A 16,079-nucleotide genomic window follows, 5' to 3' on the forward strand; every position below is an offset into this window, starting at 1 on the left:
AATATTCAAAGAAGTGAGTATCGGAACGCTCCCCGGTACACTTGTAATTAACCGCGCATAATTTTAAGTCCGTATGTCGTATTCGCAACAGGAACTGGAAGCATTATTGCAGAATGATGAATTTGTACGCTGGGTGCTGCATCCAGACGAAAAAGGTCATGCCTACTGGCAGGAATGGATGAACGAACATCCTGACCGCCAGGCGCTGGTAGAACGTTCCCGCGAGATGATCAGGACAATCCACGAAACGGAGCATGAAGCCATGAGCAGCCATGCGCTGGCTGAACAGATATGGGAAGATATGCAGGCAGAACTTCGCCCGCGCCTGCCCTGGTACAGGCGTTATGCCGCCGCAGCCGCTATCCTGGCACTGCTGGGCTTCGCCGGCGGCTGGTATGCGCTCAGTACCCGTACCCAGACCAGTACGATTGTGAACGAGAATGGCATCCTGATGGCGCGGAACGGGCACGCAGACATATCTGTGCAGAACACCGGCAATACGCTTAAAACAGTCTACCTGGTAGACGGTTCGCGTATAACGCTCAACCCCGGCGCTAAATTGAAATACCATAGCCTCCTGGGCAAACGGAAAAGAGAAGTGACGCTGGAAGGAGAGGCCTTTTTTGAAATAGCGCCGGACGCTGCCAAACCCTTTTCGGTGCTGAGCGGCGGGATCGTGACGAAAGTATTGGGTACCAGCTTCCGGGTGGCGGCGCAAAACGACGTGACCGTGTCTGTCCGCTCCGGTAAAGTGGCCGTGGTAAGGCAGGAAAAGGATAAGGAAGACAAAACCTGCATCCTGGAGATGAACGAGCAGGCCGTATTCAATGCGAAGCAGAACCGGCTGGAAAAGACCGCCCCGCCTGCGCCCGCACTGCTGGCCAATCCCGTTCCGGCCTGGGAAACGATGTATTATGACGAGGCTTCCATGGATGAGATCATCAGCGTGCTCACCCGTACTTACGGTGTAGCATTCGAGTACGACCGCGGACGTTTTTCAAAATGCAAAATTACGATTGCCCTGGATAAGGGATCGATGTACGATAAATTAGACATACTTACGAAAGTGCTGAGCGCAACATACGAGATAGATGAGGATGTTGTGCGGATCACCGGCCATGGATGTGGGAACTCCGCCGGTCAATAGTTCGGGAAATTTACTTTACTGTCAACCAAAATAGTACGCGTATGAATACCTTCTTTCTAAAGATCAGGGTAGCGCTGTTGTTGTCCTTCCTATGCCTTGTTGCAAGCATGCCAGCCTCCGCCGGCGGACGCAGTGCAGCAGGAGTGCTGGACAAAAAAATATCGCTGTCTATGTCCAACAAAGGGCTGAAGAATGTGCTGGCAAAAATAGAACAGGCCGCTTCAGTCAAATTCGCCTATGCCACGCAGACCATCCCGCTCAACAACAAAGTGAGCATAGACGTGAAAGACAAACGTCTTGGCGATGTGCTGGAAGTATTGCTGTCTCCTTACCAGGTGAGCTACGAAGCTGTAGGCAACCAGATCATCATACAAAAGGACGGGATGAAAATGGTGATCAACACCCGGGCCATCGACCCCGCGCTTTTCAAAAAAGTGACGGGCGCTGTGAAAGCGGCAGACGGCTCCAGCATTCCCGGTGTAACTGTGACCGTTAAAGGCACTGCCAAAGGGGCCGTTACGAATGCGGACGGGCGTTTTGAGCTGGACGCCGACGAAGGCGCCACCCTCGTGTTCACCGCCATCGGCTTTGCCACGCAGGAAGTGGTGGTAGGCAGCGGCGCTGTGTATGATGTGGTGCTGCAGGAATCCAAAAAAGAATTATCCGAAGTAGTAGTAACGGCATTGGGCGTACGAAAAGAAAAACGCGCGTTGGGTTATTCCGTGACCGAAGTAAAAGGCTCCGAGCTGGCGCAGACCAATGAAGTGAACCCGATCAACGCATTGCAGGGTAAAGCGGCGGGGATCAATATCGACCAGGGTTCCGGCGGCCTCTTCGGCAACTCGCGCATCCTGATACGCGGTAACTCTACCCTGAGCACTAACAACCAGCCTATTTTCGTAATAGACGGCGTGATCCTGGACAACGATGCATTCGACGGCAAAGGCCGGGATTTCGGGAATGACCTGAAGAACCTGAACATGGAAGAGTTTGAAAGCGTTTCCGTGCTCAAAGGTTCCGCTGCTGCCGCGTTGTACGGCACCCGCGCCATCAACGGTGTAGTGCTGATCACCACGAAAAAAGGCCGTACGAAAAAAGGCTGGGGCGTTTCCGTTTCACAATCTGTAAACATCCAGCATCCCTATGCCGGGCCTGATTTCCAGAACGAATATGGCGGCGGCACCGTGGGCGCGTTTTTCACAGATACCCGCGACCCTGGTTATAAAGACAATGAAAGATGGCAAACCAAAGTATTTCCTACCAACTCCAACGGCGAGCCTTATATAGACCCGCAAAAGAACCGCGAGCTGGAAAACTGGGGCCCGCGCTTTGCCAACCAGCGCGTGCTGAACTACGACGGCACCTGGACGGAATATAAAGCCGCACCCAACAACTACCTGGACGCATTCCAGACCGGTGTGGGCTTCCTCACCAGCGTGGCGGTAGACGGGGCAACGGATAAATCCACCTTCCGTTTGTCTTATTCCCGCAACGACGCAGAAGGCATCAACCTTCGCAATAAGATGCTGAAGAACGCCTTCTCACTGCGAGCCACCCATAACCTCACCAGCTTTATCACCCTGGATGCAGGCGCGGATTACACTTCCATTGAAGGCGAAAATCCCCCGCAACTGGGCCTGAACAACTTCATCTGGATCTTCCCGAGGAACTACGATACGAAATACTGGATGCAGCGCAGCAAATACACCAGCCAGCTGGGTGGCGTTCCGAAAGTATACGATGAGAACGAGACCAACTTCGTGCCCGGCGCGGATTACTGGTTCCGCATTTTCGAGAACAACTATTTGCAGGACGAGCAGATGTTCCGAGGCCGGCTCACTATCACGGCTACACTGAATAAGTGGTTGCGGATGCAGCTGGAAGGCAATTTCAACAATATTTCCATCAAGAACGAAACCAAGGAACTGGGCCAGGGTTACCTCTTTACCGGGTCAGACAATACTTCCGGCGGGCTTTATGCGCTGGGGCATTCCCTGAAAAGGAGCTATTTCCTGAAATGGATGGGCCTGGTCACCAAACAGCTGTCTAAAGACCTTTCGCTGAACGGTTATATCGGCGGCGAAACACAGCGTTACAAGCAGACCTACAATCTTTCCCAAACTGAAGGCGGCCTGGTATTCCCGGCCAACTACTTCCTGGAGAACTCGAAGAAGCCGCAGAAAGCAGAGGGCGGCACCAGGACGCAGAAAACCATCAATTCCATATACGCCAGCGCAGACCTTGCCTACAAGGAAATGCTGTTCCTGCAGGCTACCTGGCGCGGGGACTGGTCTTCGGCGCTGACCTATACAGATGGCACCGGCAATAACTTCTACAATTACCCGGCTGTGAGCCTTTCCTGGATATTCACCGAATCGTTCAAGCTCCCGTCCTTCATTTCTTTCGGTAAGCTCCGCGGCAATATCGCCTGGCTGGGCGGCGACCTTGATCCTTTCCTGATCAATCCCGGCTTCAAGCTGAAAGGCTTCTCGCAGGCGCTGGGCCGCAATGTGCCCATGCTCACTTTCGTGGATGAGAACGGGCAGACCTTCGTGGTGGACGACAACATCAAACCGCTCCGCAAACGTGCCATAGAAGGCGGTCTTGATCTTCGCTTCCTGAACGACCGCCTGGGCATCGATGCGACCATTTACCGGGACAATACCTTCAACCAGGGTATCAACATCCCCGCCGCGGCTGAATCAGGCGTGAACAGTCTGCTGATCAACGCCGGCAATATCCAGAACTCAGGCGTGGAACTGGCGCTGAACGCTACTCCCATTAAAGCAAAAGATTTCGACTGGAATACCGTTTTAACGTATACCCGCAACCGTAATAAGATCGTAGAGCTTTACCAGGACCGTGAATACTACGCCCTGGACGATGAAGGCCTCGGCGGGAACGACCAGATCCCTTATGCGAAAGTGGGCGGCGCCTATGGTGTGATCCGTACCCGCATCAGCTCCAAAAAATACCAGGCTGTAGACGGCAGCGGCAAACCCATCGATCACCCGAACAATGGGAAAGTGGTGCTGGATTGGCGTTCGGATGCGCGTGCGGCCTTTCCCAAACGCAGCAACGAATGGGCAGACGTAGGGGATATCAACCCTGATTTCCGCGGCAGCTGGGACAATACCTTCCGTTACAAGAACATCTCGCTGAACATCCTGCTGGATGCCAAGATCGGCGGGGATATGGTGATGCACACCATGCGCTACGGCACGCACACCGGCATCTTCAAATCCTCCCTGCAGGGCCGCGACGCTGCGCACGGCGGCATTTCATGGACCAGCAAATATTCTGACGACGGCGGTACTTACGACGATGGCATCATCCCGGATGGCGTATTCGACAATGGCCAGATGATCAGGCAGCCGAACGGCACAGATGTGGATGTCAGCGGGATGACTTTCAGGGAAGCATACGAAAAAGGATATGTGGAGCCTACGCACCTCCCGCAATACAGTTACCGTTATGGTTCCTTCTCTACTGCGGTAGGGGACTACTGGGTAGTGAAGAATTCCTGGGTGAGCCTGCGGCAGGTGGCGCTGAATTATACGCTGCCTTCCACGATCGCCTCCAGGTTGCACCTGAATAACCTGGGCGTAAGCCTGATCGGCCGCGACCTGTTCTATCTTTATAATTCACTGCCGAATAACATCAACCCGGCTTCCAATAACTCGAACAGAACCAGCGTAAACAAGGAAGAAGGATTTGTGCCACCGATGATGCGCTCATTCGTATTCACGATCCGCGCAGGATTTTAACGGTCATACCTAAACGAAGCAACATGAAAAAGTTAACGATATATACACTCTTCATCTGCACAACAGTTTTTGCCGCCGTTTCCTGTAAAAAGGATTTTGGCGAGCTGAACACCGATCCCAGCGTGGTGACCGTGCCGGATGTCAATGCGCTGTTCGCCTACTCGCTGGAAAATATCGAAAGTTACCAGGGCACCGAATGGATCTGGGAAAACCTCGAACAACTGCTGCGTTTCAGCCAGCACCTCACCACCGATCCGTATGAATTGAGCACGAACATCAATTCCCGCTACCGCGTGCTGTATAACAGCGTGCTGCCCAATCTCGTGGAGATCCGCAGGCAGGTGGACATGCGGGCCGAACGCCCGCGTTACCGCAACGTTCGCGCAGTGACCTACATCGTGGGCATACTGCATGCGCTCAAAACTACGGACATGAACGGTTCCCTGCCGTATACCGAAGCCATCAAAGGCAGAACGGAAGAGAACTTCAGGCCTGTGTACGACGACCAGAAAGTGTTGTTCGACACCTGGCTGGCGGAACTGACCAGCGCCGTCGATTCCCTGTCTGAACCGGCCACCGGCCAGCTGGATTTCCGCGAAGCGGATTTTTATTACGACAACGACTGGAATAAATGGATCAAACTGGCCAATACCCTTAAACTGCGCATCGCCATGCGGTACGAAAGAGCAGACGTGAATGTGGCCAAACGCGTATTCCGGGAAGTGATGGAAGACCCCATCGGGCCTATCGACAATGACGCTGCGCAGTTTGTATACGACCGGCCTGACTGGAACCCGATCGGCAACGACATCGACTACCGCAGCCCGCGCTTCGGCACATCGTCTATCATCAACTTCCTCAAATCCACCAACGATCCGCGGCTGCCTATTTATTTCAGCCCGAATGATCTTGTAGGTTCCTTCAAAGACACGCTTACCAAATATAACAAGACCCTTCCGGCCTTCATCAATATCAACGACCCGCTCATCAGGTACCAGGGAGGCCCGGCAGACTGGACGACAGATCCGGCCACGGCCAACTGGTATAAAAATACTTTCAACGTGAGCGACTGGAGCAAATGGAAGCTGATCGGCAACATCAACAAAAAGTTCTTCGCGCCGCGCTATGGCACCAATACGACGGGTAAGATGCTGGATTACATGGTTACTGAAGCCGAAACTGCCTTTTACATCGCGGAGTTTATCCAGAAAGGTTACGGCGCCGGTTTCGACACGAAAGGAACGGCCGAGCAATGGTACATCAAAGGGATTACCAGCTCCATTCGCACGATGAACAAGATCGCAGTAGCAGCGGCATCCACTACCGGCCTCGTTGGCGACGGCGATGCGCAGATCGCGGCTTACCTGGCGCATCCCAATGTGAAATTCAACGGGGTGAATAACCTGGAGCGCATCTACATCCAGCAATACCTGAACTTTTACCGGCTTGCAACCGAGGCATTCACTTTTGTGCGCAGGACCGGTTACCCGAAAAATAATTCAACCTACTACCCGCGCAATGCATGGACCGAGCCCATCCCGCGCAGGTACCCGCTGGACGAGCCGCCGCTGGGCACCAACAACGTCAACTGGCAAAGCGCGCAGCAGGCGCAGGGCTTTACACCCGGAGACAGGGGCGTGCCCGCACTCAGCACACAACGTTTATGGTTCGATAAGAACAGTCCCGCATTCGGGCAAGGGAATTAAATTGATCATGTCTATAGTTGAATCCTGATTTTGACATACAGTGAGCAACACAATAACCGTCCTCTTCCGGGGACGGTTGTTTTTTTATGGCGGATGGCCCCGTTTTTGTGCTACCCACTTTTATGAAAAAGCCCTTCTTCCTGAAACACTGGTGGGAGCTGTTCAAATGCGCCGGATCGGATTTTATGGACGACAAAGTGCTGAAATTAAGCGCCTCCCTGGCTTATTCGACCGTTTTTTCCATTGCTCCCATGCTTATTATCGTGCTGTACTTCAGCGATATTTTCCTGGGCAGGGATGCGCTGGAAGGCAATCTGTATGGTCAGCTGAACGGCTTGCTGGGCCCCGCGGCGGCCACACAGGTGCAGGAGATCGTGCGCAACTCCGCGCTTTCGCCTGACCTGGGCTGGTCTACCATCATCGGTTTCATTACGCTTATTGTCGGCGCTACCGGCGTGTTCACGGAAATACAGGATTCCATCAACCTCATCTGGCGGCTGAAAGCCAAGCCCAGGAAGGGAAGAGGATTGGTGAAAATATTGCTGACCAGATTGTTGTCATTCTCCATGGTGGTGAGCCTGGGATTTGTGCTGGTGGTCAGTCTAGTGATACACGGTGTGATCGAAGTGATGCTGGCGAGGTTAAGCGAGGTCTTTCCTGAAGTAACGGTACTGGTCGTGTATGCGGTGAATCTCATCATCACCTTTGCCACTATCGCGGGATTGTTTGGGGTGATCTTTAAAGTTTTGCCGGATGCGAAAGTGAGATGGAGACATGTGTGGGTGGGCGCTATCACCACCGCGGTGCTGTTTATGGCCGGGAAGGCCGCCATCGGCTTCTATCTTGGCAACAGCAGCATTGGCAGTACTTACGGGGCGGCCGGTTCCATTGTAATATTACTGATCTGGGTATATTATTCCGCCGCCATCCTTTATTTCGGGGCGGAATTCACGCGGCAATATGTGCAAAAGAAAGGGGAGCGCATCTATCCCAACAATTACGCGGTTTGGGTGGAACAGGTGGAAATGGAATCGAAGGGCGTTATCCCTGAAAAGCAGGCGCCGGTTACCGAAAAGAAATCACAGCACCTGTAAACCCAGCTCACGGTAAGATTCCAGGGACGGCTGGTTGGGATCGTCTGTAACAATAATGTCTATATCCGTGATGCCGCAAACTTTATACGGTTCCGCCGTTCCCATCTTGTCGCCGGTGGCCAGTGCGGCCACGCGGTGGGCTGATTCCACCATCGTTGTTTTTACCTCGGATTCTTCCAGGTCCATACCCGTTACGCCGAGCAGGGGATGCAGGCTGCATACACCGAGGAAACAAATATCCGCTCTTACCCTGCGGAGCATCTGGATCGTGTCCAGCCCGCCGGCCACCTGTGATTCCTTGAATATGCGGCCGCCGGTGAAGATCACCTCCACACCGGGATGCTCTATCAGCTGCATCACGATGGGCACGCTGTTCGTAATGACGGTGAGCCGTAATTGAGGCGGGAAGAGCTTTACCAATGAAAGGGTAGACGTGCCGCCGTCCAGTATGATGGTTTGCCCGTCGTGCAGCAGCGAAAGCGCTTTGCGGGCCATATTCACTTTATCGTCGGAGTGCAGGTTAATACGCTCTTTGAAGTTGAGCGGGTTGGGCGAATGGGGAATGGCGCCGCCCCGCACTTTGATCAGCAGGCCGCTTTGGGCGAGAGATTCAAGGTCGCGGCGGACGGTATCTTCAGATACCTGTAAGTCCGTGCTCAGCTCCGTTTGCAACACTTTCTGGTCCGTTTTCAGCTTCCTGAGGATATAATCCAGGCGTTCTTCCTTCAGCATAATCTTGCAGTTTCTTGCAAATTTAGGTAAAATAACGCGGATTTAATGCTGGAATATCCGAAAATGTTGCATAACTTTGCATCAAATAGCAGAATATGGCAAAAAAGAGAATTGCAATTGACATGGATGGTGTGATGGCGGATCTGAACCAGCATTACTGCGACTGGTATTTTGAACGCACAGGCGAACGTGTAACGAAGGAGCAGCTGACAGGCCTGCCAGAAACCACCGGTTTCCCCCAGGAAGGCATCGTGCACCATTTTTTACACACTCCTGGTTTTTTCAGAACAGCGCCGGTAATGCCCGGCAGCCAGGAAGTGATCCTTTCGCTGATGGAAGATTATGAAGTGTTCATCGTATCTGCGGCAGTGGAATTCCCGCAATCGCTGACGGAAAAGATCGACTGGCTGAAGGAACATTTTCCCTTCATCAGCTGGAAGAACATCGTATTCTGCGGCCTGAAAACCATTGTGAAAGCGGATTACATGATAGACGACTACGACAAGAACCTCCGCTATTTTGAAGGCGAGCGCCTGCTGTTCACCGCGCCGCATAATGTGAACTACGAAGATTATAACCGGTACGACACCTGGGAAGATGTGGCGAAGTTCTTTGCCTCACAGCAGGTGAAAGTTGCTTAATAAAAAAAGGAAGGCGATATGCAGCCTTCCTTTTTTGTTTGAAGTATCCCTTATATTTTATTTCGCGGCATCGCTGCCGAAGAACGCCTTCAATTCACCCACCCACAGTTCCGGCGCTTCCAGGGCGGCAAAGTGTCCGCCTCTTTCCATGATGGTGAACCGTTTTACATTCACTTTCCTTTCGGCCCATTCGCGGGGCAGCGGCGCCTCTCCGGGGAACACGGCCACGCCGGTGGGTGTATTCACCTTTTGGTGGGAAGCCAGCTGCTGCGGAACGTCTACAGCATATGTGCGCATAGAGGAATTGATCGTTTGGGTCACCCAATAGATCATGATATTGGTGAGCAGTTCGTCTTTGGTAAAATAATCTTCAATAGTGCCGCCTGGTGTGCGCCAGGCATTGAACTTCTCCACGATCCAGGAAGCAAGGCCGGCGGGGGAATCATTCAAGCCATAGGCCTGCGTTTGCGGCTTGGTGGCATGCAGCATCGCGTAGGCGCCTTCCTTGTACCACCATTGCTGGATGACTTGCCCGAATTCCTGCTCGGCTTTGGACATCGTGCTCCAATCTTCCGAACCATCCGGGTAACCTACGTCCGTCAGGTGGATGGCTGTTACGTTTTCAGGATAAAGGTTGGCGAGTGACTTGGTGATGCCGGACCCGATGTCTCCGCCGGCTGCCATAAAGGTTTTGTAGCCGAGCACGTCTTTCATCAGCGTCGCGAAAATTTTGGCGGCGCTATCATCCGTCGTGGTTGTATGGCTTGAAAAACCGAACCCCGGGATGGAGGGGATCACGACGTCATAAGTTTGCTCTCCTTCTGTCAATAAAGGAATGGCTTTGTAAAAGCGGTAAAAACAATCCGGCCAGCCATGGGAAAGCAGCAAGGGCTTTGGGTTCTGGCCTTTTCCTTTGATGTGCAGGAAGTGGATGGTGAGCCCGTTTATTTCCACGGTGAACTGCGGGAATTTGTTGAGCGCGGCTTCGTGTTTGCGCCAGTCGTAACCGTTTTGCCAGTAAGCAACGAGGCTTTTGAGGAACACGGGATCGGTGCCGTATTTCCAGCCGATGTTTTCGGGCGCGTCGGGCCAGCGGGTTTGGGAGAGGCGGTTTTGGAGATCGTCCAGCACGGTTTGCTGCACGTCGATCTTAAAGGGTTTTACAGTCATATGGTCAGGTTTTTTGGGTTGCGCGTTTGCGGTGAATGCGATTACAGCAATAGTCAGGAAAATGATAGCTTGTTTCATAAGTGTGTGTTTGATGAAACAAATTTCCGGACGGGTTATGACAGCTGTATGTCAGCAGAAAAACTGCTTTTAAAAATAAAAAATTATTCGCTTAAACGGATAACAAAAAAGCGGATGCAAAGGGCGTTTTGCGTCTTTGCATCCGCTTTTATCTGCTGTAGTGGCATTATTTCTTATTCACAACGCCTTCCAGGTTCATGATCCTGATGTTCCTGAAGTCGATGGGCTGGCCCTCGCTCTGGAGGGCGATAAAACCGGAAGACAGCAGTTTGCCGTCTTTCTTTTGCGCGGGATCAAACCTGTTCACTACCGGGCCGCCGATCTGCGGTTTGGAATATTGCAGCACAGTGTCGCCATTGATGATGTGGGTGATGAGCGAATCGCCGAGTACGATCAGTTCCGCCTTTACCCATTGGTCGCCTTCGTAGGTTTTGGAGGTGGAGTTGATGCAATGCCTGGTATCCAGCTTGCCCTGGTACACAATGTGGGTACCGGGTGAGCACATGTTGCCGGTTGGCCGCGGCTGGCCGTCGCCAAGGCCAGCCAGGAACTGCATTTCGATGGAGATAGGCCAATCCTGCTCCACGGGCATGGTGCGCGGGTCCTGCGAGTGGAACATCACGCCGCTGTTCAGGATGGTGTACGAGGGGGCGCTTTTGTACCATTCGCCAACGAAACGGTATTCCAGCTGGAGATGATAATAGGAATAAGGCTGTTCAAAATAAAGATGCCCGAACTGGTCATTAAAATCGCCGTACTGGTCGTAACGCACCTGTATCATGCTGTCTTTCACGCGGAAAGTATTGCCATAATTTTCACCCACAGGGTGGTGGTGGATCTTGACGAACCAGTTGCTGATGTCTTTGCCGTTGAACAGTGATACCCAGGTACCTTTTTCCTGTGCGTTGGCATACGTGGAGAATGCTGCGGCTGCCAGCAGGCAGCACCATAGTTTTTTGATCATATTAACGGGAGTAGCTTCCCGTTAAAAATAATCAATTACTTCTTTTTCTTTTTTCTTTTTGCCTCTTTCATGGTTTTTTCGTGCTGTTCTATGAGCAGCTTCCAGTTATCGTTGGGGGCTTCTTCGGAGAAGCTGATAGTTTCCCGGTAATCGGATTTGTTGATCTTCATCACCTGTATCTCTTTGCCGGTATATTTCTGAATGGCTTCCAGCAGCGGTTTTTCCTCGGGTGCGCAGAACGATACGGCCTGGCCTTTCTGCACACCGCGGCCGGTGCGGCCCACGCGGTGAACATAGTTCTCAGGTTCTTCCGGCAGGTCGTAATTCACGACATAATCCACGTTGGGAATATCGATGCCGCGGGCATTCACGTCTGTAGTGACCAGTATGCGCACATCGCCTTTCCTGAATTCATTCATCACGCTCAGGCGGTCTGTTTGTTCTTTGCCGCCATGCATCACAAGACTTTTGATCTCTACGCGTTCCATGGCGGCGGCTACCCGTTCCGCCCGCACTTTGGTGCGCACGAACACGAGTATCTTGTTCTCAGGGAATTCGCGCACCAGCCTTTCGAGGAAGAACCTTTTATCATCCATTTCCACGAAGGCCACGGAATGGTTCACGTTCTTAGACACGGGATCGTCAGGCGATATCTGGATGCGGATGGCATTGCGCACAATGGAATACGCCAGGTCCTTGATCTCTTCGTCGATAGTGGCGGAAAAGAACAGTGTCTGGCGGCGGCGGGGGAGATGTTTGATGATGTCGCGGATATCGCGGATAAAGCCGAGGTCCAGCATATGGTCTGCCTCGTCGAGGATGAGGGTTTGCACGTGGCTGAGGTCCAGGTGGCCCTGGCTGATGAGGTCGAACATGCGGCCGGGTGTGGCAATGAGCACATCCACGCCTTTATCGAGCTTTTTGATCTGGGCTTCCTGTTCCACGCCGCCGTAGAGGCCCATAATGTCTACCCGGGTGTATTTTGCCAGTTGTTTGAACACGTCTGATATCTGGATGGCCAGCTCGCGGGTAGGCACCATCACGAGGCATTTTACCTCGCCTTTGGTGCGTGAACGGCCCTGCTGCTGTAAAAGCTGGATGACGGGAATGGCGAAAGCGGCGGTTTTGCCGGTGCCGGTTTGCGCAATGGCCAGTACGTCGTCTCCCTTCAGGATGGAGGGGATGGCCTTGTATTGTATGTCTGTGGGCCTTTTAAAACCCAGTTCTTCCAGGCTTCTCTTTAATTCTTCCGAAATGCGGTATTGTTCAAATTTCATGCGCAGCTGCTTGTACTAAAGGGTACAAAGGTAGGCAAATTCCCGCTGGGGTGCGGAATGGTATCAGGCTACGGCGGATGCTGGTTTCCGCAAAGCGGCGGGCTGGGAGATGATACAAACGCAGGGGCTGGGGGAGATGCGCTTATACAGCACATCCCTGACCAGGTAACCGCCTTTTTTAAGCTCGCCGGAAATGCGGTCGGCAAACGACCTGGCCACTTCGATGTCGTCTGTGGGCGGGGGCTGGTGAAAGATGTACAGCGCGCCCAAAGGAGCAAGATACTCCCGGATCAGGTCCAGCTCTTTTTCGGCGTCTTTATGGAACACGTTCACGTTAAAGGCGAATATCTTGTCGAACTGGCGGTCCTTTATCGGGGCATCGGTCAGGGAACCATTGATGAAAGAGGCTTTCAGCCCTTCGTTCTTTTTGATGGCCTTGTCTATCATAGCCGGGGAAATGTCGATAGCGGTAATAAAGCCTTTCGTCAGCCGCGGCGCAATGAGAGATACTGCAATGCCATGCCCGCACCCGATCTCCAGTATCCTGTCGTCCGGGTCCACATGCAGCATTTCCACTGCCCAGTTGAATCGCTCGTTCACTTTCATATGCGTAATCAAACGTTATTAATATAAATATATTAATTTAATTTGATATTCTTACCGCAGTGGGCTGCCGTTATTTTGCAGGCCGGGAAATGGATTGATATTCAAAGAAAAAGCGGCTGCCCCTTTTTGACGGAGCAGCCGCTTTTTTACAAAACGGTCGTATCAATACCAGCGGTCTGCATGCGCCATTTCGTAATCCTGTTTGTATTTCTCCGGGATCTTGTTGGTAATCATGCAGCTGGGCTCCAGCGACGGGAAAATATCCTCGAAGGTGCGCACTTCGTTCATGAATACACGGCGGTAGATATGCGAGCGGGTCAGTTTTTTATAGTCGTCTATGCCGGCGGCGCCCATGAGCTCCACGAAGGTCTTCACGGTGTCTCCATGGTAATTGGCCACGCGTTGTTTTTTATCGCTTACCACCAGGCCTATGGACAGGGCGGGATCCTGCGTGGCTACTCCGGTCGGGCATTTGTTGGAGTTGCATTGCAGCGCCTGGATGCAGCCGAGGGCCATCATCATGGCGCGGGCGCTGTTGCAGGCGTCTGCCCCGAGGGCGATGGCGCGCAGCAGGTGGAAGCCGGACAATATCTTCCCGGAAGCAATGATCTTGATATGCTGGCGGATGTTGAAGCCCACAAGCATATTGTGCACGAATGCCAACCCGTCCAGCAGGGGAGCGCCCACGTGGTTGGAGAATTCCTGCGGGGCAGCGCCGGTGCCGCCTTCGCCGCCGTCTACCGTAATGAAGTCCGGGTAAATATCCAGTTCCAGCATCGCCTTGCAGATGCCGATGAATTCGCTTTTGCGGCCGATGCACAGCTTAAAGCCGACAGGCTTGCCGCCTGACAGCTGGCGCATACGGTGCAGGAATTGCACAAGTTCTTTCGGATTGGTGAAGGCGCTGTGATAGGGCGGGGAATAGATGGTAGTGCCGGGTTTTACGTGGCGGATGGCCGCGATCTCGGGCGTGTTCTTTTTGGCCGGGAGGATGCCCCCATGGCCGGGTTTGGCGCCCTGCGACAATTTCAGCTCCACCATTTTGATCTGCGGCGCGGCCACGTTTTTGGCGAACAGCTCGTCGGAGAATTTCCCTTCATCGTCGCGGCAACCAAAGTAGCCGGTGCCGATCTGCCAGATGATGTCGCCGTTGTGCTTGAGATGATAAGGGCTCAGGCCGCCTTCGCCAGTGTTGTGGGCGAAGTTGCCGATCTTCGCGCCCGCATTCAGCGCTTCAATGGCGTTACTGCTGAGCGAGCCGAAGCTCATGGCGGATACGTTGAAGATGCTGGCGGAATAAGGTTGCTTACAATCCTTGTTGCCGATCGTTACGCGGGGCTTATGGTCCAGGTTGTGAAAATCTTTAGGGGAAATAGAATGGCTCATCCATTCATATCCTTCTTCGTACACGTCCAGCTGGGTGCCGAAAGGCATAGTGTCCATTTCGCGTTTGGCGCGCTGGTATATGGTGGAGCGGTCTATGCGGTTGATAGGCCGCCCGTCTATATCTGATTCTACGAAATACTGGTACATTTTGGGGCGGAGGGCCTCCATCCAGTAACGCATCCTGCCAAACACCGGGTAGGTGCGCATGATGGAGTGGCTGGTCTGCCGCATGTCGTTGATCCCCATAATAAAAAGCGTGATGATCAGGGCCAGCAGCACGTACCACCATGGACTGGCATAATACCCCAAAAGGAATGCGCCGATGATCCCGATGACCGCACTGATAATAAATCCTTTCCGCATTGTTGGTCGTTTTTTAAATCAACTGCAAAAATAGGGAATATTCAAATTGACGGTTGTTTTGCACAATTCAAACGCAAAGCCTGCGAAACCGGGAAAGCCGTTCAGTCAACACAGTAATTCATGAAGATTTGCAAAAAAATCAGCGGGAACCTTAGAATTCATCTTTTACCATCATTTTCTGCCCGTTGTTATTTTCTCTTTTCCACGTACAATATTCCTTCCTTGCCCGGCGTTACAACAAAACCACCCTTAAGCATCAACGTTCCATTTGTTCATGTTAAAAAAGCATGCATATGGCACCGGTGTTGCCCTTTTTCTACAGCGTTAGCCTTCTGCAACCGGATCCTCCATAGTGAGCGAACAGTCCGTAAAAACGCGGCAAACTTCTTGCATATACAGCATGAAATCAACAGGTGAACATTTAACCAGCATTACGGCATAATTACCCTGAAGCTTTGAAGCGCCCGCCCCGGCATAAATATTTCAGCACCTGCCTCTCTCCACAGGCGGTGGAAGCACTGCCATAAAAGTTATGAAGTATGAGAAATCTGTTATTGATCTGTTTGTTGGGAGCACAGTTGACCGGCACGCCCCTGCTTGCACAAACCGAAGCCCCCGCCGAAGAAGCCGCCGCATCAGACGGCGATATTATTTTCCGGCTGTTCGGCAAAACGCGTGAAGCCCTCTTCTCCAATTTCCTGCGCATCACGCGGAGCGAACAAACGGAGTTTGGCGAAGTACTGACCCAATACGAAACTGAAAAAGCCCCGTTCACAGAAAGAAGGAATTACCTTCTCCGGCTGTACAACGAAAAATTCCAGACGGTAGACGAACAAATGATGACGGAACTGACGAAGAACACGATCAAAAATGATAAGGAGTTCGTGTCGCTCCAGATCCGCTATTACCGCAGGATGATCAAGCTGCTGGGCAGCAACCGCGCGGCGATGTTCTTCCAGCTGGATAACTACCTGGAACTGAGCAGCAGGCTGTATATCCAGGGCGGCCTGCCTTTCATCAAAGAGCTTGAAACCGACCGAAAGCTGGCTATTACCCGGCTGGAACCTAATGTACACTAGCGGCCTGCTGCATATTTTTATCGCCAAAGGCCGCCCCGAGGCTACCGGGCGGCCTTTGTTCTTGCGGGA

At 52.6% G+C, this 16,079-nt stretch carries 12 protein-coding genes; 6 read left to right on the top strand and 6 right to left on the bottom strand.

What is annotated here, in order from left to right:
- Positions 1-73: 73 nt before the first annotated feature.
- From R3I13_RS19505 to R3I13_RS19520, 4 genes are all read left to right on the top strand, one after another.
- Positions 74-1,147 carry a FecR family protein gene (locus tag R3I13_RS19505; protein ID WP_346319642.1) on the top strand — a complete coding sequence of 358 codons (1,074 nt, stop codon included), beginning with the start codon at positions 74-76 and terminating at the stop codon, positions 1,145-1,147.
- 41 nt (positions 1,148-1,188) lie between these two features.
- On the top strand, positions 1,189-4,914 hold the full coding sequence (locus R3I13_RS19510; RefSeq protein ID WP_346319643.1) for a SusC/RagA family TonB-linked outer membrane protein: 3,726 nt from the start codon (positions 1,189-1,191) through the stop codon (positions 4,912-4,914).
- Positions 4,915-4,937: 23 nt separating this feature from the next.
- Positions 4,938-6,620, top strand: coding sequence for a SusD/RagB family nutrient-binding outer membrane lipoprotein (locus R3I13_RS19515; protein ID WP_346319644.1), 1,683 nt, complete (start codon positions 4,938-4,940; stop codon positions 6,618-6,620).
- Between the two features lie 122 nt (positions 6,621-6,742).
- A complete protein-coding gene (locus R3I13_RS19520) occupies positions 6,743-7,714 on the top strand; it encodes a YihY/virulence factor BrkB family protein (RefSeq protein ID WP_346319645.1) in 972 nt (323 codons plus the stop codon).
- Here the strand turns inward: R3I13_RS19520 and R3I13_RS19525 are convergent.
- Entirely contained in the window at positions 7,700-8,446 is a 747-nt protein-coding gene (locus R3I13_RS19525; RefSeq protein WP_346319646.1) for a DeoR/GlpR family DNA-binding transcription regulator, read from the bottom strand. The two genes, R3I13_RS19520 and R3I13_RS19525, sit on opposite strands and share 15 nt — an antisense overlap.
- A 95-nt stretch (positions 8,447-8,541) precedes the next feature.
- Between R3I13_RS19525 and R3I13_RS19530 the strand changes: the two genes are divergently transcribed.
- Positions 8,542-9,087 carry a 5'(3')-deoxyribonucleotidase gene (locus R3I13_RS19530; RefSeq protein WP_346319647.1) on the top strand — a complete coding sequence of 182 codons (546 nt, stop codon included), beginning with the start codon at positions 8,542-8,544 and terminating at the stop codon, positions 9,085-9,087.
- A gap of 57 nt (positions 9,088-9,144) precedes the next feature.
- On the opposite strand, the gene R3I13_RS19535 is transcribed toward R3I13_RS19530, so the two are convergent.
- The 5 genes from R3I13_RS19535 to R3I13_RS19555 form a co-directional block, all read right to left on the bottom strand.
- Positions 9,145-10,335, bottom strand: coding sequence for an epoxide hydrolase family protein (locus R3I13_RS19535; protein ID WP_346319648.1), 1,191 nt, complete (start codon positions 10,333-10,335; stop codon positions 9,145-9,147).
- Positions 10,336-10,501: 166 nt separating this feature from the next.
- Complete coding sequence (locus R3I13_RS19540) at positions 10,502-11,299, bottom strand: DUF1080 domain-containing protein (RefSeq protein WP_346319649.1); 798 nt, start codon at positions 11,297-11,299, stop codon at positions 10,502-10,504.
- Between the two features lie 35 nt (positions 11,300-11,334).
- Positions 11,335-12,576 (bottom strand): DEAD/DEAH box helicase, encoded by a 1,242-nt coding sequence (locus R3I13_RS19545; RefSeq protein WP_346319650.1) that lies wholly within the window; start codon positions 12,574-12,576, stop codon positions 11,335-11,337.
- Positions 12,577-12,639: 63 nt separating this feature from the next.
- Positions 12,640-13,182 carry a class I SAM-dependent methyltransferase gene (locus R3I13_RS19550; RefSeq protein ID WP_346319651.1) on the bottom strand — a complete coding sequence of 181 codons (543 nt, stop codon included), beginning with the start codon at positions 13,180-13,182 and terminating at the stop codon, positions 12,640-12,642.
- Between the two features lie 162 nt (positions 13,183-13,344).
- On the bottom strand, positions 13,345-14,931 hold the full coding sequence (locus tag R3I13_RS19555) for an FMN-binding glutamate synthase family protein (RefSeq protein WP_346319652.1): 1,587 nt from the start codon (positions 14,929-14,931) through the stop codon (positions 13,345-13,347).
- Positions 14,932-15,470: 539 nt separating this feature from the next.
- Here R3I13_RS19555 and R3I13_RS19560 point away from each other — a divergent pair.
- Positions 15,471-16,010 (top strand): hypothetical protein, encoded by a 540-nt coding sequence (locus R3I13_RS19560; protein ID WP_346319653.1) that lies wholly within the window; start codon positions 15,471-15,473, stop codon positions 16,008-16,010.
- Positions 16,011-16,079 lie beyond the last annotated feature (69 nt).

The organism is Chitinophaga sp. YIM B06452 (assembly GCF_039655965.1).
Lineage (GTDB): Bacteria > Bacteroidota > Bacteroidia > Chitinophagales > Chitinophagaceae > Chitinophaga.

Excerpts from the sequence above, each read along its gene's own strand:
- R3I13_RS19505 (WP_346319642.1), top strand. The coding sequence starts at position 74 with ATGTCGTATTCGCAACAGGAACTGGAAGCATTATTGCAGAATGATGAA.
- R3I13_RS19510 (WP_346319643.1), top strand. The coding sequence starts at position 1,189 with ATGAATACCTTCTTTCTAAAGATCAGGGTAGCGCTGTTGTTGTCCTTC.
- R3I13_RS19515 (WP_346319644.1), top strand. The coding sequence starts at position 4,938 with ATGAAAAAGTTAACGATATATACACTCTTCATCTGCACAACAGTTTTT.
- R3I13_RS19520 (WP_346319645.1), top strand. The coding sequence starts at position 6,743 with ATGAAAAAGCCCTTCTTCCTGAAACACTGGTGGGAGCTGTTCAAATGC.
- R3I13_RS19525 (WP_346319646.1), bottom strand. The coding sequence starts at position 8,446 with ATGCTGAAGGAAGAACGCCTGGATTATATCCTCAGGAAGCTGAAAACG.
- R3I13_RS19530 (WP_346319647.1), top strand. The coding sequence starts at position 8,542 with ATGGCAAAAAAGAGAATTGCAATTGACATGGATGGTGTGATGGCGGAT.
- R3I13_RS19535 (WP_346319648.1), bottom strand. The coding sequence starts at position 10,335 with ATGAAACAAGCTATCATTTTCCTGACTATTGCTGTAATCGCATTCACC.
- R3I13_RS19540 (WP_346319649.1), bottom strand. The coding sequence starts at position 11,299 with ATGATCAAAAAACTATGGTGCTGCCTGCTGGCAGCCGCAGCATTCTCC.
- R3I13_RS19545 (WP_346319650.1), bottom strand. The coding sequence starts at position 12,576 with ATGAAATTTGAACAATACCGCATTTCGGAAGAATTAAAGAGAAGCCTG.
- R3I13_RS19550 (WP_346319651.1), bottom strand. The coding sequence starts at position 13,182 with ATGAAAGTGAACGAGCGATTCAACTGGGCAGTGGAAATGCTGCATGTG.
- R3I13_RS19555 (WP_346319652.1), bottom strand. The coding sequence starts at position 14,931 with ATGCGGAAAGGATTTATTATCAGTGCGGTCATCGGGATCATCGGCGCA.
- R3I13_RS19560 (WP_346319653.1), top strand. The coding sequence starts at position 15,471 with ATGAGAAATCTGTTATTGATCTGTTTGTTGGGAGCACAGTTGACCGGC.